Origin of the sequence: Neoroseomonas lacus (genome assembly GCF_014644535.1) — a bacterium.
Classification (GTDB): Bacteria; Pseudomonadota; Alphaproteobacteria; order Acetobacterales; family Acetobacteraceae; genus Neoroseomonas; species Neoroseomonas lacus.
Map to the genome: position 1 here is coordinate 227,773 of NZ_BMKW01000010.1, position 25,169 is coordinate 252,941.

General features: G+C 69.3%; 25 protein-coding genes. 16 read left to right on the plus strand and 9 right to left on the minus strand.

The annotated features are described in order from the left end of the window. The first annotated feature begins 32 nt into the window (after positions 1 to 32). From IEY36_RS20390 to IEY36_RS20400, 3 genes are read left to right on the plus strand one after another with little or no spacing between them, the layout of a single operon-like run. On the plus strand, positions 33 to 602 hold the full coding sequence (locus IEY36_RS20390) for a carboxymuconolactone decarboxylase family protein (protein WP_188970188.1): 570 nt from the start codon (positions 33 to 35) through the stop codon (positions 600 to 602). 14 nt (positions 603 to 616) lie between these two features. Beyond that, positions 617 to 1,270: a peroxiredoxin-like family protein gene (locus IEY36_RS20395; RefSeq protein ID WP_188970190.1), complete on the plus strand. Its 654-nt coding sequence runs from the start codon at positions 617 to 619 to the stop codon at positions 1,268 to 1,270. Then, positions 1,267 to 2,184 carry a DMT family transporter gene (locus IEY36_RS20400; protein WP_188970192.1) on the plus strand — a complete coding sequence of 306 codons (918 nt, stop codon included), beginning with the start codon at positions 1,267 to 1,269 and terminating at the stop codon, positions 2,182 to 2,184. Before IEY36_RS20395 ends, IEY36_RS20400 begins: the two co-directional genes overlap by 4 nt. A 66-nt stretch (positions 2,185 to 2,250) precedes the next feature. On the opposite strand, the gene IEY36_RS20405 is transcribed toward IEY36_RS20400, so the two are convergent. After that, positions 2,251 to 3,198 (minus strand): mitochondrial fission ELM1 family protein, encoded by a 948-nt coding sequence (locus IEY36_RS20405; RefSeq protein ID WP_188970194.1) that lies wholly within the window; start codon positions 3,196 to 3,198, stop codon positions 2,251 to 2,253. Positions 3,199 to 3,261: 63 nt separating this feature from the next. Here IEY36_RS20405 and IEY36_RS20410 point away from each other — a divergent pair, with 63 nt between their 5' ends. The 7 genes from IEY36_RS20410 (at position 3,262) to IEY36_RS20440 (ending at position 8,998) form a co-directional block, all read left to right on the plus strand. Further along, positions 3,262 to 3,984 (plus strand): orotate phosphoribosyltransferase, encoded by a 723-nt coding sequence (locus IEY36_RS20410; RefSeq protein ID WP_188970196.1) that lies wholly within the window; start codon positions 3,262 to 3,264, stop codon positions 3,982 to 3,984. Further along, complete coding sequence (locus tag IEY36_RS20415; RefSeq protein WP_229681453.1) at positions 3,981 to 5,630, plus strand: peptide ABC transporter substrate-binding protein; 1,650 nt, start codon at positions 3,981 to 3,983, stop codon at positions 5,628 to 5,630. Before IEY36_RS20410 ends, IEY36_RS20415 begins: the two co-directional genes overlap by 4 nt. Continuing rightward, positions 5,630 to 6,019 (plus strand): VOC family protein, encoded by a 390-nt coding sequence (locus tag IEY36_RS20420; RefSeq protein WP_188970358.1) that lies wholly within the window; start codon positions 5,630 to 5,632, stop codon positions 6,017 to 6,019. The genes IEY36_RS20415 and IEY36_RS20420 overlap by 1 nt, the downstream gene beginning before the upstream one ends. Positions 6,020 to 6,212: 193 nt before the next feature. Next, on the plus strand, positions 6,213 to 7,145 hold the full coding sequence (locus IEY36_RS20425; protein ID WP_188970198.1) for an ABC transporter permease: 933 nt from the start codon (positions 6,213 to 6,215) through the stop codon (positions 7,143 to 7,145). Next, positions 7,142 to 7,966, plus strand: a complete 825-nt coding sequence (locus IEY36_RS20430) for an ABC transporter permease (RefSeq protein ID WP_188970200.1) — start codon at positions 7,142 to 7,144, stop codon at positions 7,964 to 7,966. The genes IEY36_RS20425 and IEY36_RS20430 overlap by 4 nt, the downstream gene beginning before the upstream one ends. A 132-nt stretch (positions 7,967 to 8,098) precedes the next feature. Continuing rightward, a complete protein-coding gene (locus IEY36_RS20435) occupies positions 8,099 to 8,491 on the plus strand; it encodes a hypothetical protein (RefSeq protein ID WP_188970202.1) in 393 nt (130 codons plus the stop codon). 207 nt (positions 8,492 to 8,698) lie between these two features. Then, entirely contained in the window at positions 8,699 to 8,998 is a 300-nt protein-coding gene (locus IEY36_RS20440; protein ID WP_188970204.1) for a hypothetical protein, read from the plus strand. A 488-nt stretch (positions 8,999 to 9,486) separates the two neighbouring features. Here IEY36_RS20440 and IEY36_RS20445 read toward each other — a convergent pair whose 3' ends face one another. Together IEY36_RS20445 and IEY36_RS20450 are read right to left on the minus strand one after the other, a co-directional pair. Continuing rightward, positions 9,487 to 10,929 (minus strand): alkaline phosphatase PhoX, encoded by a 1,443-nt coding sequence (locus tag IEY36_RS20445; protein ID WP_188970206.1) that lies wholly within the window; start codon positions 10,927 to 10,929, stop codon positions 9,487 to 9,489. Further along, entirely contained in the window at positions 10,926 to 13,241 is a 2,316-nt protein-coding gene (locus tag IEY36_RS20450) for a molybdopterin-dependent oxidoreductase (RefSeq protein ID WP_188970208.1), read from the minus strand. Before IEY36_RS20450 ends, IEY36_RS20445 begins: the two co-directional genes overlap by 4 nt. Before the next feature lie 123 nt (positions 13,242 to 13,364). Between IEY36_RS20450 and IEY36_RS20455 the strand changes: the two genes are divergently transcribed. The 3 genes from IEY36_RS20455 to IEY36_RS30730 all read left to right on the plus strand — a co-directional run bounded on the left by IEY36_RS20455 (position 13,365) and on the right by IEY36_RS30730 (position 16,649). Continuing rightward, on the plus strand, positions 13,365 to 14,768 hold the full coding sequence (locus tag IEY36_RS20455; RefSeq protein ID WP_188970210.1) for an aspartate aminotransferase family protein: 1,404 nt from the start codon (positions 13,365 to 13,367) through the stop codon (positions 14,766 to 14,768). 303 nt (positions 14,769 to 15,071) lie between these two features. After that, positions 15,072 to 16,283, plus strand: coding sequence for an O-antigen ligase family protein (locus IEY36_RS20460; RefSeq protein WP_188970212.1), 1,212 nt, complete (start codon positions 15,072 to 15,074; stop codon positions 16,281 to 16,283). Positions 16,284 to 16,484: 201 nt separating this feature from the next. Further along, positions 16,485 to 16,649, plus strand: a complete 165-nt coding sequence (locus IEY36_RS30730) for a hypothetical protein (RefSeq protein ID WP_229681454.1) — start codon at positions 16,485 to 16,487, stop codon at positions 16,647 to 16,649. 181 nt (positions 16,650 to 16,830) lie between these two features. Here the strand turns inward: IEY36_RS30730 and IEY36_RS20465 are convergent, their stop codons facing one another. Then, the gene (locus IEY36_RS20465; RefSeq protein WP_188970360.1) at positions 16,831 to 17,784 is read right to left on the minus strand and encodes a polyprenyl synthetase family protein; all 954 of its coding nucleotides are present in this window, start codon (positions 17,782 to 17,784) and stop codon (positions 16,831 to 16,833) included. A gap of 204 nt (positions 17,785 to 17,988) precedes the next feature. Here IEY36_RS20465 and IEY36_RS20470 point away from each other — a divergent pair, with 204 nt between their 5' ends. Then, a complete protein-coding gene (locus tag IEY36_RS20470) occupies positions 17,989 to 18,201 on the plus strand; it encodes a putative signal transducing protein (RefSeq protein ID WP_188970214.1) in 213 nt (70 codons plus the stop codon). Continuing rightward, positions 18,198 to 18,923, plus strand: a complete 726-nt coding sequence (locus tag IEY36_RS20475) for a tRNA1(Val) (adenine(37)-N6)-methyltransferase (RefSeq protein WP_229681455.1) — start codon at positions 18,198 to 18,200, stop codon at positions 18,921 to 18,923. Before IEY36_RS20470 ends, IEY36_RS20475 begins: the two co-directional genes overlap by 4 nt. A 160-nt stretch (positions 18,924 to 19,083) precedes the next feature. Here the strand turns inward: IEY36_RS20475 and IEY36_RS20480 are convergent, their stop codons facing one another. The 4 genes from IEY36_RS20480 to IEY36_RS20495 form a co-directional block, all read right to left on the minus strand. Further along, positions 19,084 to 19,344 carry a hypothetical protein gene (locus IEY36_RS20480; protein WP_229681456.1) on the minus strand — a complete coding sequence of 87 codons (261 nt, stop codon included), beginning with the start codon at positions 19,342 to 19,344 and terminating at the stop codon, positions 19,084 to 19,086. A 126-nt stretch (positions 19,345 to 19,470) separates the two neighbouring features. Continuing rightward, the gene (locus IEY36_RS20485; protein WP_188970218.1) at positions 19,471 to 20,139 is read right to left on the minus strand and encodes an SCO family protein; all 669 of its coding nucleotides are present in this window, start codon (positions 20,137 to 20,139) and stop codon (positions 19,471 to 19,473) included. A gap of 78 nt (positions 20,140 to 20,217) precedes the next feature. Then, positions 20,218 to 21,270 (minus strand): ribonucleotide-diphosphate reductase subunit beta, encoded by a 1,053-nt coding sequence (locus IEY36_RS20490; RefSeq protein WP_188970220.1) that lies wholly within the window; start codon positions 21,268 to 21,270, stop codon positions 20,218 to 20,220. 149 nt (positions 21,271 to 21,419) lie between these two features. After that, the gene (locus IEY36_RS20495) at positions 21,420 to 22,385 is read right to left on the minus strand and encodes a Bug family tripartite tricarboxylate transporter substrate binding protein (RefSeq protein ID WP_188970222.1); all 966 of its coding nucleotides are present in this window, start codon (positions 22,383 to 22,385) and stop codon (positions 21,420 to 21,422) included. Positions 22,386 to 22,541: 156 nt separating this feature from the next. Here IEY36_RS20495 and IEY36_RS20500 point away from each other — a divergent pair, with 156 nt between their 5' ends. Continuing rightward, on the plus strand, positions 22,542 to 22,910 hold the full coding sequence (locus IEY36_RS20500) for an excalibur calcium-binding domain-containing protein (RefSeq protein WP_229681457.1): 369 nt from the start codon (positions 22,542 to 22,544) through the stop codon (positions 22,908 to 22,910). A gap of 99 nt (positions 22,911 to 23,009) precedes the next feature. On the opposite strand, the gene IEY36_RS20505 is transcribed toward IEY36_RS20500, so the two are convergent. Continuing rightward, positions 23,010 to 24,899 (minus strand): ribonucleoside-diphosphate reductase subunit alpha, encoded by a 1,890-nt coding sequence (locus tag IEY36_RS20505; RefSeq protein ID WP_188970224.1) that lies wholly within the window; start codon positions 24,897 to 24,899, stop codon positions 23,010 to 23,012. Positions 24,900 to 25,169: the final 270 nt, after the last annotated feature.

Genomic DNA, 25,169 nt, shown 5'->3' on the forward strand with positions numbered 1-25,169 from the left:
ACACAATGGCGACCAGAACAGGCGAGACCCCGATGACCGATTTCCCGCTTCACACCACCGAGACCGCGCCCGAGGCGGCGCGACCGATCCTCGCCGCATCCAAGGCTGCCTGGGGCTTCCTGCCCAACCTGCACGCCAAGCTTGCCGAAGCGCCGATCGCGCTGCAGGCCTATGGCACGCTGTTCGACCTGTTCGGCACATCCTCCTTCACGCCGGGCGAGCAGCAGGTCGTCTACATGACCGCCAACGTCTTCCATGAATGCGAGTACTGCACTTCGGGCCACACGGTGCTGGCGCAAATGGCCAAGCTCGATGCCGCGACGATCGAGGCGCTGCGCGAGGGCCGACCGCTGCCCGATGCCCGGTTGCAGGCATTGCACGTCTTCACCCGCTCGGTCATCGAACAGCGCGGCCATGTCGGCGATGGCGCGGTCGAGGCCTTCCTCGCCGCCGGCTTCACCCGCGCGCAGGTGCTCGAGATCCTCGTCGCCATCGCGGCGAAGACGATCAGCAACTATGCCAACCACCTGGCCGGCACGCCGCTCGACGCCTTCATGGCGAAAACCGTCTGGGTCGCGCCTTCGCATCGGCAGGCGGCATGATGGAGGCGGCGGTGATGACCCTCCAGGCCGAACTCGACGCCTTCCAGGCCGAATGGCGCCAGCGCGCGCCGGACGCCGCCCAGGCGCTGATCGCCGCCCAGATCGAGGATCTGCGTGCCGGTGGCGCGGAGACCTCGGTACTGGCGGTCGGCAGCGCCCTGCCGGAGCTCACGCTGAACGATCAGGCCGGCGAGGCCGTGCGGTTGCGCGACCTCGGTCCGGCGGTGATCGTGTTCTATCGCGGCGGCTGGTGCCCGTACTGCAACCTGACGCTGCGCGCTTGGCAGAAGCACCTGCCTGAGCTCGCCGCGCGCGGCGCCCGGCTGGTCGCGATCAGCCCGGCTAATCCGGACGAGACGCTGAGCACGGCTGAACGCAACGCCTTGGCATTCCCGGTGCTGACTGATGGGGATGGCGCGGCGATGCGCGCCTTCGGCCTGGAATTCGCCCTGCCGCAGCCGCTGCGCGACCTTTATGCACGGTTCGGGCATGACCTTTCGGCAGTGAACGGCGCCGTTGGCTGGTCGCTGCCGATGCCGGGCACCTTCGTCGTCGATGCCCGGGGCGTGATCGTCTTCGCCCAGGCTGAAGCCGATTACCGTCGCCGGGCCGATCCGGCGGCGGCGCTCGCCGCTCTACCGCCGCGGCCGGCCCTGGCGATGGCATGACCGCAGTCGCCCTGCGGCGGGCCGGGCGCGCCGCCGGCCTGACCGAATGGGCGGGATTCGCCTGGGGCTTTCTCGCCGCGACGATCTGGGGGGCCTATCTCGCCTTCGCCCGCGCCGGGGTAGTGGCCGGCGTCAGCCCGCTCGACTTCGCGATGCTGCGCTTCGTCACGGCGGGGGCGGTGATGCTGCCGGTGCTGCTGCGCCTGGGGCTGCCCTCGCTGGCCGGGGTCGGCTGGCCGCGCGGCCTGATGCTGACGCTGCAGGGCGGGCCGGCCTTCATCCTGGTCGGCACGCTCGGCTATCGCTACGCGCCGCTGGCGCATGGCGCGGTGGCGCAGCCGGGCACGGCGGTGATCGGCACCATGCTGCTCGCCGTACTGCTGCTGGGGGAGCGCGTCACGCCGCTGCGCTGGTTCGGCGCGGCGCTGGTGGTGGCCGGGCTGACCATCGTGGCCGGCGGCTTCGTTGCGACCGGCGGGGCTTGGCGGGGCGACCTGTGCTTCATCGCGGCGGGTGGGTTGTGGGCGGCCTTCACCGTCACCTGCCGGGTCTGGCAGGTCGATCCGCTGCGCTCGACGGCCATCATCTCGGTGGTGGGCGGGGTCGCGGTCGTGCCGGTATGGCTGGCGGTCGGCGACGGCACCGCGCTGCTGGCGCAGGGCGTCGGCGCGCTGGTGGTGCAGGCGGTGGTGCAGGGTGTGCTGTCGGGCGTCGTCGCGGTATTCGCCTATGGCCGGGCGGTGGCGCGGCTGGGGGCGGCGCGCTCGGCGATCTTCGCGGCGATGGTGCCGGCGCTGGCGATGCTGGCCGGCGTTCCGGTGGCCGGGGAGTGGCCCTCGGCGGTGCAATGGGCGGGGCTGGCGGTGGTGTTGGCCGGTTTGTCGCTGGCGATGGGGGTGGTGCGACCCCGATGAGGCGGGCGCGGCAGCCGCATCCCGGATGATTGGCCGCGCGCTGTCCGGGCTGGTGCCGCTGGCCGCTCAGCCGCGCAACAGGTCACGCGCAGCGATCTCCGCGGCGACGCGGGCGGTCTCGTCCAGCGGTTCGCGCGTGAACAGGGTGGGGGCGGCCACCAGCGGTCGGGCCTGGTCGGCGGCGTAGGCGCTGTCGTGCAAGGCATGATGCCGCGCGCCGAGCCCGCCCGGGTCGGCGATGAAGACCGGCGCGGCGGTCGCCAGGGCTTCCGATAGCATGGAGACGGAATCGCCCGTCACCACCACCGCATCGGCCCAGGCGAGCATGCCGGCATAGGGGTTCGGCCCGGCGTCACCCCAGCGATGCAGGTGATGCGGGATGCCGGCCAGCGCCTCGGCGACCGCGGCCTCGGCCGGCGCGCCGGTGCGGCGCGACCCGGTGGCGAGAACCGACCCGGCGAAGCCAGCGACCTGGCGGGCGATGGCAGTGGCGGTGGCGGGGAGCATCCCCTCCCCGCGCGGCGGGCCGCCGAGCAGCAGGGCGACGCGCGGGGCGGGCAGCGCGCCGAACACGGCCCATTCATCCCGCGCGGCGGCGAGGCGGGCGGGGGACATGCGGTGCGTCGCGCCGAGGATGGGCAGGAAATTGGCGGCCTCGGGCGGCGAATCGTGGCGGCCGACCACCAGCAGGTCGAAGCGACGCTCGGCGAAATGCGGGCGCATGCAGTGGACGGTGTGGACGCCATGGCGCGCCAGCCACAGCGCCACCGGGGCGGCGCGGCGGCCGGCGGAGATGGCGAGGTCCGGCCAGGGGGCGGCGAAGGTGCTGCGGGCCTCGGGCGTCAGCCCCGCCAGGGTCGGCCAGCGCAGCGGCAGCCGGGCCAGGGGGCCCCAGCCCAGCGGCATGGTGCGGAACGGCCGGCCGAGCCGTTCGGCGATGCCGAGCGCCTGGGCGGCGGTCCCGGCGCGGGGGTCGGCGAGCACCCAGATGCGGTTTGCCGGCGTCTCGGTCATGGACGGCGCCCGCCCCGCCGATTACGACAGGACGACGAAGGACCACCACCAGGACGAACCGCCATGACCGCGCTGCACGCCTCCGACTGGGACCGCGACGCCGCCCTGACCACCGCGCGCATCCTGCTTGAGATCAAGGCCGTCAACTTCCGGCCCGAGGAGCCCTATACCTTCACCAGCGGCTGGAAGAGCCCGGTGTACATCGATTGCCGCAAGATCATCTCCTTCCCCCGTGCGCGCAACCGCATCATGGAATTGGGTGTCGAGAAGATCGGCCGGCATATCGGCTACGAATCGATCGATGTGGTGGTGGGCGGCGAGACCGCCGGCATCCCCTTCGGCGCCTGGATCGCCGACCGGATGATGGCGCCGATGGCCTATGTGCGGAAAAAGCCGAAGGGCTTCGGCCGCAATGCGCAGATCGAGGGCGAGGTGCCGGTCGGCCAGCGGACGCTGCTGGTCGAGGACCTCACCACCGATGGTGGGTCGAAGATCCGCTTCGCCAATGCGCTGCGCGATGCCGGTGCGATCTGCGAGCACACCTTCGTGGTGTTCTTCTACGGCGTCTTCCCCGGCTCCTTCGAGAAAATGAAGGAGATGGGGCTGAACCTGCATCACCTGTGCACCTGGTGGGACGTGCTGGAGGTGTGCCGGGAGCGGCCGTATTTCTCCGAGGCCGCGCTCAAGGAAGTGCGCAAGTTCCTCGAAGACCCGGTGAGCTGGTCGAAGGCGCATGGCGGGGTGGGGAGCGTGGATGAGGCGAAGTTGAAGGACGCGGTGGAGTGAGGCTGCGCGTCGGCGCGCTGCTGCTGGCCGTGGCGGCGCCCGCCGCCGCCCAGCCGCGCGACACGCTGACCATCGGCATCACCCAATACCCCTCCACCTTCCACCCCAATATCGAGAACATGGCGGCGAAGTCCTACGTGCTGGGCTTCGCGCGTCGTCCGCTGACCGCCTATGGTGCCGACTGGCGCCTCGCCTGCCTGACCTGCGAGACGCTGCCCTCGATCGAGAACGGCCTCGCCGAACGCGAGACCACGCCTGACGGCAAAGCCGGCATCCGCGTCACCTATCGCCTGCGCGAGGGGCTACGCTGGGGCGACGGCACGCCAGTTTCGTCCGACGACCTCCGCTTCGCCTGGGAAGCCGGGCGCGACGCCGCCACCGGTTTTGGCCCGGCCGAATTCTATCGCAGCGCCTATGAACTCATCGTCGTCGACCCGCGCACCGTCACGCTGCGCTTCGACCGTGTCACCTTCGAATACGCCTCGATGGGCGATTTCCAGCCACTGCCCGCGCATATCGAGCGCGAACGCTGGCAAGCCGACCCGCGGACCTACCGCACGCGCACCGCCTACGACACCGAGACCACCAACCCCGGCCTATGGAACGGCCCCTGGCGCATCACCGATGTGCGTCCCGGCGCCTCAGTCACGCTCGACCGCAATCCGGCCTGGAACGGCGAGGCGCCCGCCTTCCGCCGCATCACCATCCGCACCGTCGAGAACACGCCGGCACTCGAAGCGCAGCTTCTCGCCGGCCAGGTGGACATGATCGCGGGCGAGCTTGGCCTGCCGATCGAACAGGCCATCGCGCTCGAACGCCGCACCGGCAACCGCTTCCGATTTCTCTTCCAGCCAGGGCTGATCTACGAGCATCTCGATGTCCGGCTCGACCAGCCGCCGCTGTCGGACCGGCGCCTGCGCCAGGCGCTACTGCTCGCCACCGACCGCCGGACCATCACCGAGCGCCTGTTTGCCGGCCGTCAGCCCATCGCCAACACCGGCGTCAATCCGCTCGACCCGATGCATGACGCCGATGTGCGGCAATGGCCCTTCGACCTCGCCCGCGCCCGTGCGCTGCTCGATGAGGCCGGCTGGACGCCCGGCCCCGACGGCATCCGCCGCAACGCCGCAGGCGAACGCCTGTCCCTCGAATTCATGACCACCGCCGGGAATCGCGGGCGCGAGGCGGTGCAGCAGGTGTTGCAAGGCATGTGGCGCGCCGCCGGCATCGAGGCGCGCATCCGCAACGAGCCGCCGCGCGTCTTCTTCGCCGAGACGCTGTCGCACCGGCGCTTCCAGGGGCTTGCCCTCTTTGCCTGGATCTCGGCGCCGGAATCCGTCCCCCGTTCCGCGCTGAACTCGGACGAAATCCCGCGCGAGGCCACCAACTGGTCCGGCCAGAATTTCGGCGGATATCGCAACGCCGAGATGGACGTGCTGACCCAGACCATCCCCGAACAGCTCGACGTCGCTCGGCGGCGCGAGATGTGGCGGCGGTTGCAGGCGATCTATGCGGAGGACCTGCCGGCCATCCCGCTCTGGTTCCGCTCGGATGCACATGTCTGGCCGCAGTGGCTCGAGGGCGTGCGGCCGACGGGGCATCTGAACGTGTCGACGCTGTGGGCGGAGGAATGGCGGGTGCGCTGATGCTGGACCATGTCTCCATTACCGTAAGCGATCTGGCGCGCGCGGCGCGCTTCTACGATGCGGTGATGGCGGCGCTGCGCGTGCCCTGCGTGAACCGGTCGAATGTCGCGCTCGGGTACGGGGTGCGGAACCGCCCCGACGATGACGGCCATTCCTACATCAGCATCCGCGCCTCGGACGGGCCGATCCACGCGGATCGACGCCACTGGTGCTTCCGCGCGCCCGACCGCGCGGCGGTGGACGCGTTCCATGCGGCGGGTCTCGCGCATGGCGGGGGCGATGATGGAGCACCAGGGGTGCGGGCGCAGTATCATGCGCATTACTACGCGGCGTTCCTGGTCGATCCGGATGGCAATCGCGTGGAGGCGGTGTGTCATCGGGCGGCGTAAGGCCGGGGGAAAGTGAATTCCCCCGGACCCCCTTCTATTTTTGGCCGTTGCACTGGCGTGCCGGGCACGATGCGATGACACGATCGCCGCGGGCGGACCACGGCGCATGGTGCCAAGGGATGGCATTCCAAAGGACCCCATCCTTTGGCGGGGTGGCTTGGAGGGGCGGCGCCCCTCCAACCTTCGGCGCCCCATGACGCGCATCCTCGCCACCCGCCTGGCCCAAATCGCCCTGACGCTCGCCATCCTCTCCTTCTGCGCCTTCGCCCTCATCGCCCTGATGCCCGGCGACCCGATCGAGGTCGCCATCGCCGGCGACCCGCGCCTGACCGCCATCGACGCCGCCCGCCTGCGCGCCCTGCACGGTCTCGACCAGCCCTTCACCACGCGCTACCTCGCCTGGGCGTCCGGCCTGTTGCAGGGCGGATTCGGCTATTCGCGGCTGTTCGCCCAACCGGTCGCCGCCCTGCTGCTGCCCGCGCTGCTGTCCACTCTCGCCCTCGCCGGCACGGCGCTGGCCATCGCGCTGGTCGCCGGCGTCGGTCTTGGCGCACTCGCGGCGTCGCGGCCGCGCAGCGCCCCGCTTGTCGATGCCATCGCAGTCATGGGGCAGGCCATGCCGACCTTCTGGCTCGGCATCCTGCTGATCATCGCCTTCGCGGTCACGCTGGGCTGGCTGCCGGCGGGCGGGACGGCGGATCACGGGCTCGGCCTGTCCTACCTGGTGCTGCCGGTCGCCACGCTCGCCGCGGCGCACCTCGCGGCCTATGCCCGGCATTCGGCCGCGAGCCTCGAAGCGACGCTGACCGAACCTTGGATTCGCACCGCCCGGGCGCGCGGCGCGCCCGAATCCCGTGTGCTGTTGCGCCACGCCTTCCCCAACGCCGCACTGCCCGTGCTGCAGATCGCCGCCCTCGATGCCGGCGCGCTGGCCGGCGGCGCGTTGGTGACGGAGACCGTCTTCGCCCGCCCCGGCATGGGCAAGCTGCTGTACGACGCGGTGATGGGCAACGACACCAACCTCGCCCTGATTGCGCTGCTGCTGGTGGCGCTGGTGACGATGCTCGCGACGCTGGGGGCGGACCTCGCGCAACGCGCCCTTGACCCGAGGCTGCGCGAGCGATGACGCGGCTGCATCTCGGCCTCGTGCTGCTGGGTACGCTGGCGCTCGCCGCGCTGGGCGCGCCGCTCGTCGCCGAGGCGCTGGGGCTCGATCCCTTCGCGCCGGATCTCTTCGCGCGGTTCGAACCGGCCTCGGCGGCGCATCCGCTCGGTACCGACGACCTGGGGCGGGATATCCTGCTGCGGTTGCTCTATGGCGCGCGGGTGTCGCTCGCGGTGGGGCTGGCCGCGGCGCTGGCGGCGGCGGTCATCGGCACGGCAGCGGGCGTGTTCGCGGCCTGGCGGGGTGGCGTCGCCGATGCGCTGATCATGCGGCTGGCGGATTTCATGCTCGCCTTGCCCGCCCTGCCGCTGCTGGTGCTGCTTGCCGCCGCCGACCCGTCGCGCATCGGTCTGCCGGCGCGCGGCCAGGCGGCCGGGGATGTGCTGCGCATCGTCGTCATCCTGGCCATCTTCGGCTGGGTGGGGGTGGCGCGGCTGGCGCGCGCGGCGACGCTGGCGACCCTGTCGCGCGACCATATCCGCGCCGCCCGCGCGCTCGGGGCCAGCGAAGCGCGCATCCTGCGCCGCCATGTCCTGCCGGCGCTGCTCTCGCCGGTCGCGGTCGCCACCGCGCTGGCGGTGGGCGGGGCGATCCTTGCCGAATCGACGCTGTCCTTCCTGGGGCTCGGCATCAGCCCGCCGGCGCCGTCCTGGGGGAACATGCTCGCGAATGCGCAGGAGCTGGTGTTCAGCGCGCCTTGGGCGGCGGTCTGGCCCGGGCTGGCCATCATGGCGACGGTCGCCGGCTGCACACTGGTCGCCGACGGGCTTCGCAGGCGATAATACCGAGGCCGGGCTTGCGCTTGGCCAGCTCGGGTTGCTCCGGATCAAGGCACCATCTTGCCAGCCCCGGCACGCTGCCCGACATGGCCGGTACGAACCGCCGAAACCGCTTCTGCCAGGGAGAGCAGGACTATGCCGAACACCCCTCTTGCGAAATCGATGCTGGATCTGCTCTCGCATATCAGCCTGCCCGCCGCCGAGCGGCGCATCCCGGCCAGCGACAGCGCGTTGACCGACCCCGACAACGCGCTTCCCGAGACGCTGACCGGCACGCTCGCTGTGCTCGACCACCTGCTCGCCGAGGTCGAGGAAGACCTGCGCGAAGGCCGCAGCCAGGCCGCCGGCACGGCGCTTGGCATCGTCGGTACGCGACTGGCGCTCGATGGCATGCGCGGCAGCAAGCCGCCCAACCATGTCGAATGGCTCGCCGCCCATCTGCGCACCGCGGCGAGCGAACTGGCGGCGGGCCAAGCCGGCAAGGCGTTGCAGGCGGCGCGGATGGCGCGCATCGCCCTGCGGTCCTGACCGGCCGCGCGATGCGCCCTGCCGGGCAAGCGGGTGGTGCCCGACGGCACCACCCGCCGTGCCTGCCCGAAAGGTGTCAGATCAGTCATTTAGAAGATATACTTACGAAAGGAGAGCAGGCGTAGGATCGTCGCACGAGGTGACGGATCCCCCCCGACCGTACCGACTGTCTTGTCAGGTCTCATCGGCCGAAAAGGATCCACCGTCATGTTCCGCGCCTTCCTCCTTGCCGCCGGGTTGGTTCTTGCCCTTGGCACGCTCAGCACCGCGGACGCGGCGCGCAGCCGCCCGCGCACGACCGGCACCGAGGCGGCCGCCGCCAGCGAGGCGCCGCGTGCTTCCTCCACGCGCCATTCGCGCCGCAACAGCGCGAGCAGCCAGCGCCGCAGTCGCGGTTCGGCCACCGCGTCGCGGCGCAATCGCGGCACGCAGCACGCCTCGGCGTCCACCAGTTCGCGCCGTCGCGCACGCACCCCGGCCGCCGCGCCGGCGAGCGTTACCGACTGACCGGCGCGACCAGTTCGCGTTGACGAAGGGGGCCGCGTGGCCCCCTTTTGTCGTTCCGGCTCTCGGTTCCGCCGGCTGACGGTGATGCAGGTCGCACGGGTCGAGGCCAAGCCCCGGCGGGCGCCTGGTCATGGCGTGCGTCCGCACTCCACACATCGGGCGCGTCGGCACGATCTCGATGCGGCCATGTGCAGCCGGGGCTTTTTCCGGCCCTGCGTGTGGCAAGGCCCTCTATCACGCGATCCGCTGGCCGCGGGCAGGCCTGACGCCGTCGCTGCCGCCCCGCCCAATGCACGCGATGCGGCCCGGCGCCAGATCGAGGTGTTCAGGGGCCGTTGGAGCGGTGTGCGTTCGGCTGCTCTCAAGCCAATCGCTGCATCTTTCGGCTTGATCGAGCAGCTTCAAGCGCGCGTGAAGCTGCTCATGTGCGATCTGCTCCGGGCCTTTGGCGGGGCAGTTCGAAGGGGCGGCGCCCCTCCGGTCACGCCCTATCGCGCCAGCGTCACCACCGTACTGCGCGGTGGCTCGTCGGCCCGCAGGCCGGGCCAGCGCGTCGCCGGTGTCGCCCAGGTCGCGCCCGGCGCCGCACCGGGATGCGCAACCGCCGCGATGATCGTGCCATCCGCCGCTACCGCCACGCCGGACGCCGCCGCGCCGACCGGCGTCGCCAGCAGCAGGCTTGGTTGGCCGCGATCGGCGCCGACGACCGGCACACGGTAGAAGGCTTCGGGCAGGGCGCCGGGCCGGTCGCCGCGATCGGTGCCGAGCAGCACGGCGCCGTCGCCGTCGAAGCCCAGCGAGGCCGGTGCCCAGGGCCAAGCCGGCACGGCGGCGACGGCCTCGCCACGACGGGTGGGCTGGAGCGGGGCCTCGCGGCCATTGAGGATGACCTCGGCGATGCCGGTCTCGGCGGCTAGGTCACCAGCGGCGGCGCGAATGTCGAGCACCTGCCCCGGCCCGCCGCGCGTGGCGAGGCAAAGCCGCTTCTGCTGCGCGTCGAAGGCGACGGCGCGGGCCTGGTCGAGCGGGGTGGCGCCGGCGTTGCGGGCGGCGGCGAACGGGTCGCCTTCCTGCAGCGGCAGCCAGCGCAGCGACCCCCCCTCGAATCGCGCCGCGGCCAAGCGGCCGGCATCGAGGGCGCGCGGCCCGGCCGTCTCATCCGACACGAAGCGATAGAGGAAGCCGCCGGGCCGGCCATCGACCATCCAGACCACGGCGCGGCCATCGGCAGCGAGGCCGGCAGCGGCATCCACCGCGCCGAAGCGGCCCGGCGCGGCATGCTTCACCGGCACCGAGGCCGGGTCGGCCGGGTCGAGTTCCGTCAGCATGCCCATGGCGCGGGGATTGATGCCGGGCAGCCGGCCGGCCCAGGCGGCAGCCCCGCCCTCGGCGAGCAGCACGCTGCCCCAGGGCGTCGCGCAGCCGCCGGTGACACCGATGATGCCGACGGCCGGGCCGCCCTCGGCGCCGAGCCGGCACAAGGTCCGAGCGGTCAGCCGGCGGTTCTGGAAGCCGCCATCGACGACGATCCACTCGGCGCCACGACGGGCGAGGTTGAGCAGGCTGACGCCCTGCATCTCCCCGGCGACGTCAGGCCGGTCGCGGCCATCGGGGAAGGCCATGGCGGCATCGACGCCGGGGTGCGCGACCGCCAGCACGGCACGCGGGACGCGATCCTCGGCGGTGACGGCCGGCAGCAGGGCGATGATGCGGGCGTCCCAGCCGAACTGGGCCGCGGCGGCCTCGACGGTGGGCTGCGCCGGGGTCCAGGCGGGTGCGTCGAAGGCCACGCGATCGCCCCAGCGGATCAGCGCACCGCGCCGGATGCCCGGGGCGAGGAAGTCGTCCTGGCGCATGATCAGCGACTGCGCGCGCAAGGCAGGGGTGGCCAGCAGCAGCGGCGCGGCGAACAAGGCGCGACGGCGGATCATGCGGCGGGCTCCTCGATGAGCGGAGGGATGTGGGCGCGCACCGGCGGCAGGTCCTCGGTCCATGGCTCGACCTGTACCAGGCAGGATTGCGCGGAGGGCCCCTGCCCCAGGCGCGAGGTGCCGATATCGGGCGTCAGGACGTTCGGGTTGCCGTGGACGCAGAGGCTGCCGGGGACGCCGGGTTCCAGCGGGTCGAACCAGGCGCCGGTGGCCATCATCGCCACGCCGCGCATCAGGCCGGGGTCGGTGCGCAGGCCGCCGAGGCAGGCGCCGCGGTCGTTGAAGACGCGCACGATGTCGCCGGGGGCGAGGCTCCGTTCGGCGGCGTCCTCGGGGTTCAGCGTGATGGGTTCGCGGCCCTGGATCTTGTCGGCGGCGGCGACGCGGCCGGGGTCGAGCTGGCCGTGCAGGCGCGTCGCCGGCTGGAAGGAGAGCAGGTGCAGCGGGAAGCGCTTCGCCTGTTCGGCGCCGAGCCATTCGCGCGGCGCGATCCACACCGGATGGCCGGGTGCGTCGTCGTAGTCGAAGGAGGCGATGGTCTCGCTGAACAGCTCGATCTTGCCGGTCGCGGTGTCGAGCGGGTGTTCCTCGGGGTCGGTGCGGAACTCGGCGAATTGCGTGTATTCCTCGCCGCGCTTCGGCGGTTCCGCTTCCCACCAGCCCTTGGCCCAGAAGGCGTCGAAATCGGGCGTGTCAAAGCCGAGGCGGGCACAGTTCTGGCGCCATTGTTCGAAGAGGTGGCGCAGCCAGGCATCCTCGTTGCGCTGTTCGGTGAAGCGGTCGCGAAAGCCAAGTTCCTCGGCAATGTCGGCGAGGATGTCGTGGTCGTTGCGGGCCTGGCCGACCGGTGCGATGGCCTGGTGCATGGCGCGCACGAAGCGGTCGCGGCCGCTGCTCGCGATGTCGTTGCGTTCCAATGTGGTGGTCGCCGGCAGGATGATGTCGGCGTGGCGTGCCGCCGCGGTCCAATGTTGTTCCTGGACGATGATCGTCTCGGCCTGCGCCCAGCCGCGCAGCATGCGGTTGAGGTCCTGGTGGTGATGGAACGGATTGCCACCGGCCCACCAGATGATGCGCGTGTCGGGGTAGGTCTGCGCGCGGCCGTTGAAGTCGTAGGTCCCACCGGGATTCTCCAGCATGTCGGTGATGCGCGCGACCGGGATGAAGGCGCCAGTCGGGTTGCGCGTCGCGGGCATGGAGAAGGAGGGCACTTCCTGGCGCGGCTCGCCCATGCCGTTGACGCTGCCATAGCCATAGGCGACGCCCTCGCCCGGCTTGCCGATCTTGCCGAGCATGGCAGCCAGGGCAGCCAGCATCCAATAGGGCTGTTCACCGTAGTCGGCACGTTGCAGGGACCAGGTGGCGGTCAGCATCGCTGGCAGGTCGGCGAGTTCCATCGCGATGCGGTGGGTCGTCGCGGCGGGGACGGTGGTGATCGGTTCGGCCCATTCCGGCGTCTTCGCGATGCCGTCCGCTTCGCCAGTGACATAGGCGCGCAGCCGGTCCCAGCCGACGCAGCGAGTGGCGAGGTAGTCGCGGTCCTCGCGCCCGGCGGTTACGATGGTGTGTGCCATCGCCAGCAGCAGCGCGGTGTCGGTGCCCGGGCGGATCGGGATCCATTCGGCGTTGCACCAATCGGGCACATCGGCGCGGTTGGGCGAGACCTGGATGAAGCGCAGCCCGGCCGCGGCGGCTTCGCGCAGGTTGATCTCGTTGGAATGCCGGCCGGCGGCGCCGGAGGTGACGAGGCCGTTGCGCAGCGGCAGGCCGCCGAGGCAGAGCATCACTTTCGCGTGGCGGGTGATCGCCGCCCAATCGGTGGTACGGCCGAGCAGCACTTCATTGGTGCCGAGGATATGCGGCAGCAACGCCTGCGCCGCGGCGTAGGAATAGGCGTTGACCTGCCCGGTATAGCCGCCGCCGAGGCCAAGGAATCGCTGCAGCTGCGAACGCGCGTGGTGGAAGCGCCCGGCGGAGGACCAGCCATAGGAGCCGCCGAAAATGCTGGTCGGACCATGTTCGGTGCGGACGCGGCGGGTTTCCTCCGCCACCAGGCGCACGGCGCGGTCCCAGGAGACGGGAATGAAGGGATCGCCGCCGCGCAACGCGCCCTTTCGCCGGCCTTCCAGCCAACCCTTGCGGATATAGGGGCGATCCACGCGGCAGGCGGCGTGGACGATATCCGGCACGCTCTCGATCAGGCTGCCGGGGAAGGGGTCGCGTTCGAAGGGCCGCACGCCGACGACGCGGCCGTCCCGCACCACGGCGTCATAGGTGCCCCAATGGGCGGCATGCGGCTTCAGTTCGGTCATGGGAGGCTCCTTCGCGCCAAAAGGTGGCGCGGGCATGGCCGCGCGGCAACACCGGCCCCTTGGGTGGCGCGGCGGACAGGCCTAAGGTGCGCGCCTCGTTCGCCGAGGAAGGCTCAGACAGACATGACACCGCCGCGCAATTCCAACGCCGCTCGCGACATCGCGAATGTGCTGCACCCCTACACCGACGCCAAGGCGTTCCAGCAGACCGGTCCGCTGGTGATCACGCGCGGCAAGGGCGTGAAGATCTACGACGAGCAGGGCAAGGAATACATCGAGGCGTTGGCGGGGCTGTGGTGCGCCAGCCTCGGCTTCGACAATGAGCGCCTGGTGCAGGCCGCGACCAACCAGATGCGCAAGCTGCCCTTCTATCATTCGTTCACGGCCAAGTCGCATGAGCCGATGATCGACCTGGCGGAGATGCTGATCGAGCGCGCGCCGTCGCCGATGAGCAAGGTGTTCTTCGGCAATTCCGGCTCCGAGGCGAATGACTCGGCGCTGAAGATGATCTGGTACATGAACAACGCGCTGGGCCGCCCGAAGAAGAAGAAGGTCTTCGCGCGGCTGAAGGCGTATCATGGCATCACGCTGGCCGCCGCGTCCCTGACCGGCCTGCCGGCCAACCACAAGCTGTTCGACGCGCCGATCGCCGGTGGTCGCTTCATCCATGTCGGTACGCCGCATCATTACCATGAGGCGAAGCCGGGTGAGAGCGAGGAAGCCTTCGCGACGCGCCTCGCCGATGAGCTGGAAGCCAGGATCATCGAGGAAGGCGGCGCCGAGGAATGCGCGGCGTTCTGGGCCGAGCCGGTGATGGGCGCGGGTGGCGTGATCGTGCCGCCGGCGACGTATTTCGAGAAGATCCAGGCCGTGCTGAAGAAGTACGACATGCTCTTCGTCGCCGATGAGGTGATCTGCGGCTTCGGGCGCACCGGCAGCTACTGGGGCTGCCAGACCTTCAACATCCAGCCGGACATCCTGGTCTGCGCGAAGGCGCTGTCGTCCTCCTACCTGCCGATCTCGGCGGTGATGGTGAACGAGACCGTGTTCCAAGGCATCGCCGAGGGCTCGTCCGCGGTCGGCACCTGGGGCCATGGCTTCACCTATTCGGGCCATCCGGTCGCCGCGGCCGTCGCGATCGAGACGCTGAAGATCTACGACGAGACCAGCATCGTCGCGCATGTCGCCGAGGTCGGCGCGCATATGCAGGCGGAACTGCGCCGTCGCTTCACCGACCATCCGCTGGTGGGCGAAGTGCGCGGCGTCGGCCTGATCGGCGCGATCGAACTCACCTCCGACAAGGCGGCGCGCAAGCCGATCGACCCGGCGAAGAAGGCCGGCGCGCGGCTGTGCAAGCTGGGCGAGGAACATGGCGTGATCCTGCGCGCCATGATCAACGACAGCATGGGCTTCTCGCCGCCGCTGGTGATCACCAAGGATGAGGTGACCGAGATGCTGGACCGCGTCGGCAAGGCGCTGGACGCGCTGGCCGTCGACCTGCGGCGCGAGAGCATCGCGGCGGTTTGAGAAAAGGTTGGAGGGGCTTTGCCCCTCCAAGCCACCCCACCAAAGGCCTAAGGGCCTTTGGAAACCGATACTTGGTGCTTGGCATGCGGGCGGGTTCTCGGTGCCAGGACTCGTTCCCTTGCCCGACAAGACGTTCGTTTGTTGCGGCAACCTGCCGCGCCGGACGCCAAGTCGAGGTGTCCAGAGGCCCTTTGGCCTTTGGTGGGGGTGGTCCGGAGGGGGGCAAAGCCCTCTCCGCGTCGCCCGCACGGACGACGCCCGCCCGCGACACTTCCCCAGCACGCCCACCCCGGACCCCCGCGCGTGAAGATCACCTCCCCTGCCCTCCCCGTCGCTATCGCTCTGTTGCTGGCGCCGCTGGCCGTCGTGCTGCAATCCAAGACGATGGCGCCGATCGCGCTGGTGACGATGGCACTCACCGTCATCGCCTTCTGGCGCCAGCACCAAACACTGCCCTGGCCGAGCGGCGCGGCGGTCGCGATGGGCCTCGCCCTCGGGCTGTGGGGCGCGTTCAGCGCGGCCTGGGCGATCGAACCGGGACGCGCGCTGACCACCGGCGTGTCCCTCGTCGGCATGGTGTTGCTGGCGGGCGGTGCCGCGCGGGCGCTGGAGGGTAGCGATGCCTCCACACGCTGGTGGATAGTGCTGCTGCTGGCATTCGGGCTGGTGGTGGGGCTGGGGGCTGGCGGGGTCGACGCCATGACCGGCAACGCCATCCGCGCTGGCGTGCGCGGCCTGCACGAGGTGCCGGCGACGCTCGCCTTCGGGCTGAAGCCGGCCGGGTCGGTGATGGCGCTGCTGCTGCCGCTGGCGGTGGCGCTCCCCCTGCCGATGCTGTCGCGTGTCACCTTCCTGGTATGCGGTGTCGTGATGCTGGCCGTGCTGCCGGGCGACACGGCGAAGATCGCCGCCGTGCTCGGGCTGTTGGCGGCCGGGGCCGCAGCCGTTGCGCCACGCGCGGTGCCGCGGCTGATCGGCGCGGGCCTCGCGCTGTTGATTCTGGCGATGCCGCTGCTGGTGGCCGTCATCCCAGCCTTGCCGGTGGAGCGCCTGCCGGGTTCGGCGGTGCATCGGATGCTGATCTGGGATTTCGCGGCGGCACGCATCGCCGAACGGCCGCTGGTCGGCTGGGGCATGGAAGCCAGCCGCGAGATCCCGGGCGGACACGAGCAGCCTTCCGCCGCCGCGCTCGACCGCATGCGTGTGACCGACCCGGCTCTGCGCCAGTGGTTCGCCGAACCGCATGTGCATGTGCTGCCGCTGCATCCGCATAATGGGGCGCTGCAGCTTTGGCTGGAGTTGGGTGGCATTGGCGCGGCGATCGCAGCACTGCTCGCCTGGTTCCTGGGCGTGGCGGCGGCGCGCGCGCCGTCACCCGCCGCGGCGAGTGGGGCGCTGGCCTCGGCGGCGGTGACGGCGATGCTGTCCTTCGGCGCGTGGCAGGCCTGGTGGGTGGCGGCCATGCTGCTGGCGGCGGCGGTCTGCGCGGGGCTGCCGCGCCGCGCAGACGCCTGACCCGGGTAAGCCTGTCCGGCTGATTCGCCGAACCTGCCGCCGCAAGCGGCGCCTGCGGCGGTAAAGGCCGCGCCGCTGGCACAGCCACCCCAACAACGCCAGGCAGGAACACGACAACGGGCCAAGCATCCATAGCGGCAGCCGCAGCAGCGACGCGACCTCGCCGACCAGCGCGGCCAGCCGGTCGATGGAGCCCTGCTGGTGGTGCAGCATCGCATCCCGGGCATCGGGAGGATCGAATTCGATGGCGCGGATGATGGCTGCGGCATCCGGCAGCGCTTGGCCGCCATCGCCCGGCTGCATGTGGGCCTGCTTCACGGCGTGACAGGCGGCGCGGCAGGATTATGCGTAGTCGCGCCAAGCTGACGCATTCTGCGCGGCCCTGCTGTGCGATGCGGCGACGGTGTCGGTTCGCCCTCTCGCCTGACCACGTCCTTCGGCCCACATTGGCTGTTCCCCGGGGCGGCTTCGGTTCGGCGTGGCCGGCTCAACAGGCGCCCGTCGTGGCAAGCGGTCCGATCAGGTGTTGCACCTGATCGGATGGTGCTCAATGCGCCCGCTCGATGCAGAAGGCGACGACATCGGCCAGCGCCTTCTTCTCGGCCACGTCCGGGAAGCCGGCCAGTGCCGCGATCGCATGGTCGCCGTAGAGACGCGCGCGTTCGATGGTGTCATCCAGCGCGCCGTGCCGACGCATCAGCGCCAGGGCCTGCCCGAGGTCGCTGTCGGCCTGTTCGCGCTCCTCGAGGGTGCGGCGCCAGAAGATGCGTTCCTCGTCGCTGCCGCGGGCGAAGGCGAGCAGCACAGGCAGCGTGATCTTGCCCTCGCGGAAGTCGTCACCGACGGTCTTGCCCAGCGCCTGCTGGTCAGCGCTGTAGTCGAGCGCGTCATCCACCAGTTGGAAGGCGACACCGAGCGCCATGCCGAAGTCGCGCAGTGCCGCCTGGCCGGCCGGCGGCTGGTCGGCGACGACGGCGCCGACCTCGGTCGCGGCGGCGAAGAGCGCGGCGGTCTTGCCCTCGATGACCTTGAGGTACTGCGCCTCGGTCGTCGTGGTGTCGTTCTGGGTGATGAGTTGCAGCACCTCGCCCTCGGCGATGGTCGAGGAGGCGGAAGACAGGATGCGCAGCACTTCGAGCGAGCCGTCCTCGACCATCACCTCGAAGGCACGGGAGAACAGGAAGTCGCCAACCAGCACCGAGGCCTTGTTGCCGAACAGCGCATTGGCCGAGGCCTGGCCGCGCCGCAGCGCGCTTTCATCGACCACGTCGTCATGCAGCAATGTCGCAGTGTGGATGAACTCGACACAGGCGGCGAGCCCGACATGGCGCTGCCCGCGATAGCCGCACAGCCGAGCCGCGGCGAGGGTCAGCAGCGGGCGCAGCCGTTTGCCGCCGGCGGCGACGATATGGGCGGCGAGTTGCGGGATCAGCGAGACGTCGCTCTGCATGCGTTCGACGATCAGGCGATTGCAGGCTTCGAGGTCGTCGCGCACCAGCATGGTCAGGGCGCTCAGCGCGTCCACGCCCTTGCGCGACGCGGCGGCATTTTCCCGCGCCTGGCCGGCGACACTATCCCGCGCCTGGCCGGCGACGAACGGCTTGGCGGTGGCGCTCACCCTTGCTCTTCTCCTGCTGCGGCGCGCACCATAGTCACGCCCCGCCCAGGCGGCAAGCAGCGGAAAAACCAGGGAAATACACTTGCGATGCGCGTCGTCGCCACCACTACGGACCCGGTCCGGCTGTCCTTCCTGCGCGCGCTGCTCAGCGACGCGGGCATAGAAACCATCGTGCTCGACGCGCATATCAGCGCAATGGAGGGCGGCATCGGCGCCTTCCCGCGGCGCCTTGCCGTAGTGACCGAGGATGAGCAGCGTGCACGCGCCGTCCTGCGGGAGGCCGGCGAGGCCTGGGCGTGAGCGAAACGACCGCGGATACGCTGCTTGATGGCCGCGTGCGGCTGCGCCAGCCGCTGCGGGGATTCCGCGCCGGGCTGGACGCGGTGCTGCTGGCCGCCTTTGTACCGGCGCGCGCCGGGGAACGGGTGCTGGAGGCCGGCTGCGGCAGTGGTGCGGCCTTCCTTTGCCTTGCCGCGCGGGTGCCCGGGTTGCGCATCGTCGCGGTGGAGCGCGAGAGGGCGATGGCCGCCCTGGCGCGCGACAATGCCGCTGCCAATGGCGCCGACGCGGTCGTGACGGAAGGTGATGTCGGCGACCTCGCCCTGGCGCATCAGCTTGGCCCTGTCGAGCATGTCTTCGCCAATCCGCCCTATTGGCCTGGTGGCACGCCGCCACCCGGCGCGGTACGGCGCGCGGCAACGCATGAATCGGGGGCGGGCCTGCAGGCCTGGGCGATCTTCCTAGCAGCGGCCTTGCGTGATCGCGGCACCATCAGCCTGGTGTTGCCGGCGGCGCGATTCGATGTGGGCATTGCGGCGCTGCGGCAGGCGGGTTGTGGGTCGGTCACGCTGCTGCCGGTCGCACCGCGCGCCGGGCAGCCGGCCAAGCGCGTGCTGATCCGCGCACGCAAGAGGGGGCGCGCGCCTGCCTGCCTGCTGCCGCCCTTCGTGCTGCATGAGGCCGATGGCGCCTTCACCGATGCCGCCGAGCATGTGCTGCGCCGCGCCGATGCTCTGGCCTGAAACGGATCCCGATCAGGCAGGGTCACCTCACGGGGTGCAAGACCAAGGAGCTGGAGTGCTCGCAGCGCGCCGAAGCGAACGGAAGCGCCCTTCATGTGGCGCTGGCCTGCGGCCCTCACCGATCATGGGCCTGTGCGCGCGCCGATGCGGATCGCCCGACCTACTGGTCCCTGACTTCCGGATGGCGCAGCAGCCACAGCCGCTCATGCGCCGCCACCAAGCTTTCCAGGTTCTTGCGTCGATTGGAATCCGGCGATGTCGGACGACGCGTCAGCATCATCTCGAGAATGCGCAACAATTCCTCGGCGACTTCGAAATCGCTCTGGTCGCAGGCATGGTGGAATGCGATCAGGATTTTGTCGGACAGCCGGCGGGTATGGCGTTGAGCCGTTGGCCCGCCACGTCCAGCCTCGGCGCTCATGGCGCCATCGTTATCGTCAACCGACATGATGCCCCTCCGCCCATCCCTGTGCCTGATACCAAAACCGACACCGGAACGCGCTCTGTGTAACATAGGCCCCTGAGTGATCTTTAGTAAGCCTGTGTATCAATGCGCGCGAAGCTGTGCTCTGACGGCGGCAGCAATCGCTTCCGGCGTGGTGTCTGGGCGAAACAGGTTGCGAACGCGACCGTCTGATCCAACGAAATAGATGAATGACGAATGATCCATCAGGTAAGCTGTTGAATCGCGCGGCTGCACCTTCGCGTAGTACACGCGATACGCGCGCGCCGCCTGCGCCACTTGTTCCGGCGTCCCGGTAAGCCCGACCAGGCGCGAATGAAAGCGCGAGACATAGTCGGCCATCGCCTCGGGCGTATCGCGTTCCGGATCGATCGTGATGAAGATCGGAGTAACCTGCTCGCCCGCCGGACCCATTGTGTCGAGCGCCGCGGCGATGGTGCCGAGTTCGGTCGGGCAGACATCCGGGCAATAGGTGAAGCCGAAGTATATCAGCAGCGGGCGCCCGGCGAAGTCGCGTTCCGTCACCGTCTTGCCGGTCTGGTCGACCAGGGTGAACGGCCCGCCGAGTGACACGCCCTGCGCGATCTGCACGCCACCGGCCGCGGGCATCTCGGCGCCGGTCAGGCGCGCAAGCTGCCGCATGAAGGCGTCGGCCACGGATTCGTCCGGCGTTCGGGCGAACCAGGCCGTGGCCCAGACCCCGCCGAGCAGGACGACAAGAATGATGGAGGCAAACCGGATGGCGCGGAGCATGATGCGGCGCAGTTAGTCCGCACTGCACGGGGCGCGCAAGAGCGCCCCGCATTTCGGCGTGTGAACAGCCGCGCCGTATCAATGGCGAACCGTCTCGATTTCACCCTCTGGTTGCGGGGTCGAGAAGACCGAATCGGCGAAGGCCTCTTCCCAGGTGCCGCCGGTGCTCGCCTTCGAATACTCCGTCGAACGGTTCTCGAAGAAGTTGGTGTGCTCGACGGCGTTCAGCATCTCGTCGAGCCAGGGCAGCGGGTTCTTCTCGATATTGTAGAGCGGTTCGAGGCCGAGCTGCTGCAGCCGCCGATCGGCGATGAAGCGGATGTAGGTCTTGGTCTGCGCCGCATCGAGGCCCTGCACGCCGCCGAGTTCGAAGGCGAGGTCGATGAACGCGTCTTCATGTTCCACGATCGTACCGCAAATGCGGTACAGGTCGCGCTTCAACTCCGCTGTCCAGATCTCGGGATTTTCCTGCACGAAGGTGCGGAACAGGCGGATGACCGACAGGCAGTGCAGCGTCTCGTCGCGCACCGACCACGAGACGATCTGCCCCATGCCCTTCATCTTGTTGAAGCGCGGGAAGTTCATCAGGATCGCGAAGGAAGCGAACAGCTGCAGCCCTTCGGTGAAGGCGCCGAATGCGGCGAGCGTCTTGGCGATCTCGGTCTTGGATTCGACCGAGAAGGTCTGCATGTAGTCGTATTTGTCCTTCATCTCCTTGTACTTCAGGAACGCCGTGTACTCGATTTCCGGCATACCGATGGTGTCGAGGAGATGGCTGTAGGCGGCGATGTGGATCGTCTCGGTGTTCGAGAAGGCCGACATCATCATCAGCACTTCGGTCGGCTTGAAGACCTGGCTGTACTGCTTCATGTAGCAGTTGTTCACCTCGACATCCGCCTGGGTGAAGAAGCGGAAGATCTGGGTGAGCAGGTTGCGCTCGGACTCCGTGAGGTTCTTCTGCCAGTCCTTCACGTCATCGGCGAGCGGCACCTCTTCCGGCAGCCAATGGATGCGCTGCTGGGTCAGCCAGGCATCATAGGCCCAGGGGTAGCGGAAGGGCTTGTAGACCGGGTTCGCGGTGAGAAGGTCGAACTTCACCGGAAGTTCGTCGTTCGAGATTCCGTCGGCCATGAGCCACCCCCAGCAGCGATGCGATGCGCCAATACCTACCATAAATGGTGTTTGCGACAATGGATGACCGCAAGATGTTGTGTCACAGGGGTTTCGTCGCGGTGCAGCGGCCGACTCGTTGAGCCGGCAACGCTGCCCGCGGGATCACGCTACTCGACGCGAATGCCGGCCTCGCGCGCCACCACCGCATTTTCCGCCAGTTCGCGGCGAATGCGCGCATCGAAGGCGTCAGGTCCCTCGGCGATGATGACACCACCGGTATCGAGGATTCGCCGCGCAATGGTCGTGTCACGCAGCTGCGCGATCACATCGCGGGAGATCCGCTCCACGATCGTTCGCGGCAGCCCCTTCGGGCCGATGAAGCCGTACCATGGGCTGGTGTCGGGAATCTCGAACCCCGCCTCCGCCATGGTCGGGATGGCGGGCAGCACTTCGACGCGGTTCGGTCCGCCGATCGCCAGCGCCCGCAAGCTGCCATCCCGCGCCAGGCCGATCGCGCCCGACAGCGTGCTGAAGGTCGCCGGCACGCGACCAGCCACCACTTCCTGCAAGGCCGGCGCGCCGCCGCGGAACGCCACATGCGTTACCTCGATCCCGGCCTTGCGGCGGAAGATCTCCAGCGCGAAATGCCCCGAGGAGCCATTGCCCGAAGACGCGAAGGCCATGCCCGGGTCGCGCTTGGCCGCTTCCACCAGCTGGGCCACCGTCTGATAAGGCGAGTCCTTGCCGACGAACAGCACCGTTGGCGAGGCGTATATGTTCACGATCGGCGTGAAGTCGGCGAGCGTGTCGTATGGCAGCCGCGCATAGACCGCCGCGTTCGAGGCATGCGTGCTGGCCGCGAGAAAGATCGTGTAGCCATCGGCCGGGGAGCGGGCGACCGCCTCGCTGGCGATCACTTGGCTCGCGCCAGGGCGATTCTCGATGACAATGGGCTGACCCCAGGCGCGGCCGAGCGGGTCCTGCAACAGCCGGCCGCCGAAATCGGTCGGGCCGCCGGCGGGGTAGCCGACGATGAGGCGGATAGGCTTTTCGGGCCAGGTGCCCTGGGCGCGCGCGGTGCTGGCGATCGCGACGCCCGCTGTCGCAAGCGCGAGGCTGCGGCGGGTGATCATCGTTGTTCCTCCCTTGGTCGTTGGGAGGCAGGCTAGCGGGAGTTGGGCGCGGACGTCGATGGGGGGCGATCAGGGAGGGCTTTGCCCTCCCCGAACCCCACCCACCAAAGGCCTCTGGACACCTCGATTTGGCGCCGGTGGCGGAATGCGGATCCGATGCTGGACATGATGGCGCAGGCGCCTGCGGCATATTTTCTGGGCGGCGGGGTGGCGGCCGGTCTCGCCGCGCTGATGGTGGCGCGACCGGCACTGCTGCGCCGTCCGTGGCGATCGCGATGGGGGATCGCGCTGCCATTCCTGGCCGTGCTGGGCGCCCTCGCCTTCACGGGTGCATTGCGCCTGGTCGCGCCCTACGTCCCTGCAAGCCTGACGCGCGCCTATGGCGTACCAAGGAATTGCGCTCAGGCGCGCGCCATGGGCTACGCCTCGGCCCGGATCGGCACGCCGGGCTACTTCCGTCATCTCGACGCCGATGGCGACGGCATTTCATGCGAGCCGCCGCCGCGCCCGCGCCGCCATTGGTAGCGACGGGCGACGCATCTCCCCCAAACCAAAAACAAGGGTTCCAAGGGCCCTTAGGCCTTTGGCGGGGTGGCTTGGAGGGGCAGAGCCCCTCCAACCTTTTCACTGGCAGGCCAGGCATTCCTCATAATTGTTCGGGCTGCCCACCGGCGCCGCCGCCGCCATCGGCAACCGCACTTCGCGTTCCGTCGGCACATGCGCCGCCATGATGTCCCCCTGCCCGACCACCTTCTCGCTGATCGTGTCCGCGCGTTGGATCGACAGCGAGCGGCAGTAGTACAGCGACTTCACGCCCTTCTTCCACGCCGTCATGTGGATCTGGTGCAGGTCGCGCTTATGCACATTCGCCGGCAGGAACAGGTTCACCGACTGCGACTGGCAGATGAACGGCGTGCGGTCGGCGGCGTGCTCGATGACCCAGCGCTGGTCCAGTTCGAAGGCGGTCTTGAAGATCGCCTTCTCCTGCTCGGAGAGGAAATCGAGATGCTGCACCGAGCCCTTGGTGACGGTCACCGAGGTCCAGGTCTCGTCATCGTCGCGGCCATGCTTGGCGAGCAGCTTCTGCAGATACGGGTTGCGCACGATGAAGGAGCCGGAGAGCGTCTTGTGGTTGTAGACGTTCGCCGCGATCGGCTCGATGCCCGGGGAGGCGCCGCCGCAGATGATGGAAATGCTCGCCGTCGGCGCGATCGCCATCTTGTGGGAGAAGCGCTCCATGATGCCGTATTCGGCGGCGTCGGGGCATGGGCCGCGCTCCTCGGCCAGCAGGCGCGAGGCGGCATCCGCCTGCTCGCGCACATGCTTGAACATCCTCTTGTTCCACACCTTCGCGACGACGGACTCGAAGGGCACGTTCATCATCTGCAGGAAGGAATGGAAGCCCATCACGCCGAGGCCGACGGACCGCTCGCGCATAGCGCTGTACTTAGCCCGCGCCATCGAATCCGGCGCGGTGTCGATGAAGGACTGCAGCACGTTGTCGAGGAAGCGCATCACATCCGTGATGAACAGCGGATCGTCCTTCCACTCGAACCAGGTCTCGCAGTTCAGCGAGGACAGGCAGCACACCGCGGTGCGCTGTTCGCCATGCTGGTCGAGCCCGGTCGGCAGGGTGATCTCGGAGCACAGGTTCGAGGTCTTCACCTCAAGCCCCGCCAGCTTGTGATGCTCCGGCTGCGCGCGATGCACGTGGTCGGAATAGATCAGGTACGGCTCGCCCGTCTCGATGCGCGCCGTCAGGATGCGGATCCACAGCGCGCGCGCCGAGACCTTGCGCATCACGGCTTGGTCCTTGGGCGAGAGCAGCGCCCATTCCTCGTCATTCTCGACCGCGCGCATGAAGGCATCCGGGATCAGGATGCCGTGGTGCAGGTTCAGCGCCTTGCGGTTCGGGTCGCCGCCGGTCGGGCGGCGCATTTCGAGGAATTCCTCGATCTCGGGGTGGTTCACCGGCAGGTAGCAGGCGGCCGAGCCGCGGCGCAGCGAACCCTGGGAGATCGCCAGCGTCAGGCTGTCCATTACCCGGATGAAGGGGATGACGCCCGAGGTCTTGCCGTTGCGCCCGACCTTCTCGCCGATGCCGCGCAGATTGCCCCAGTAGGAGCCGATGCCGCCGCCCTTGGCGGCCAGCCAGACATTCTCGTTCCACAGCCCGACGATGCCATCGAGGCTGTCGGAGGCTTCGTTCAGGAAGCAGGAGATCGGCAGTCCGCGCGTCGTGCCGCCATTGGACAGTACCGGCGTGGCCGGCATGAACCATAGCTTGCTGATATAGTCATAGATGCGCTGCGCATGCGCCGCGTCATCGCCATAGGCCGAGGCCACGCGCGCGAAGAGGTCCTGATAGGTCTCCCCCGGCAGCAGGTAGCGGTCGTCGAGCGTGGCCTTGCCGAAATCCGTCAGCAGCGCGTCGCGCGACGGATCGGTACGGACCTGGCCATGGCCCTCAAGCTGAACTGCGTCGAACACCGTAGTACCCCCCAACCAACACATCCCCTGGGCATGCATTCTGCCGTCGAGGGGCCGTCTGACACAAGATGTAGTCTTGCCACAGTCACATGACCACCACATCGGGTGGCCAACATGGGACTTGCCAAGAGTCCCCGCTTTGTCACAGCCAGAAACATGTTCCCATTTCGTTCATGATTCCGCGCCACGATCCCTTTGGCAAGGCAGGACTTTTCCACAGGCCCGAACAGGCCCACTGTGGCGTCCAGGAACAGGTACCGCACGCGCCGGGGGGGCTTCCTTCGATGGCAGGGC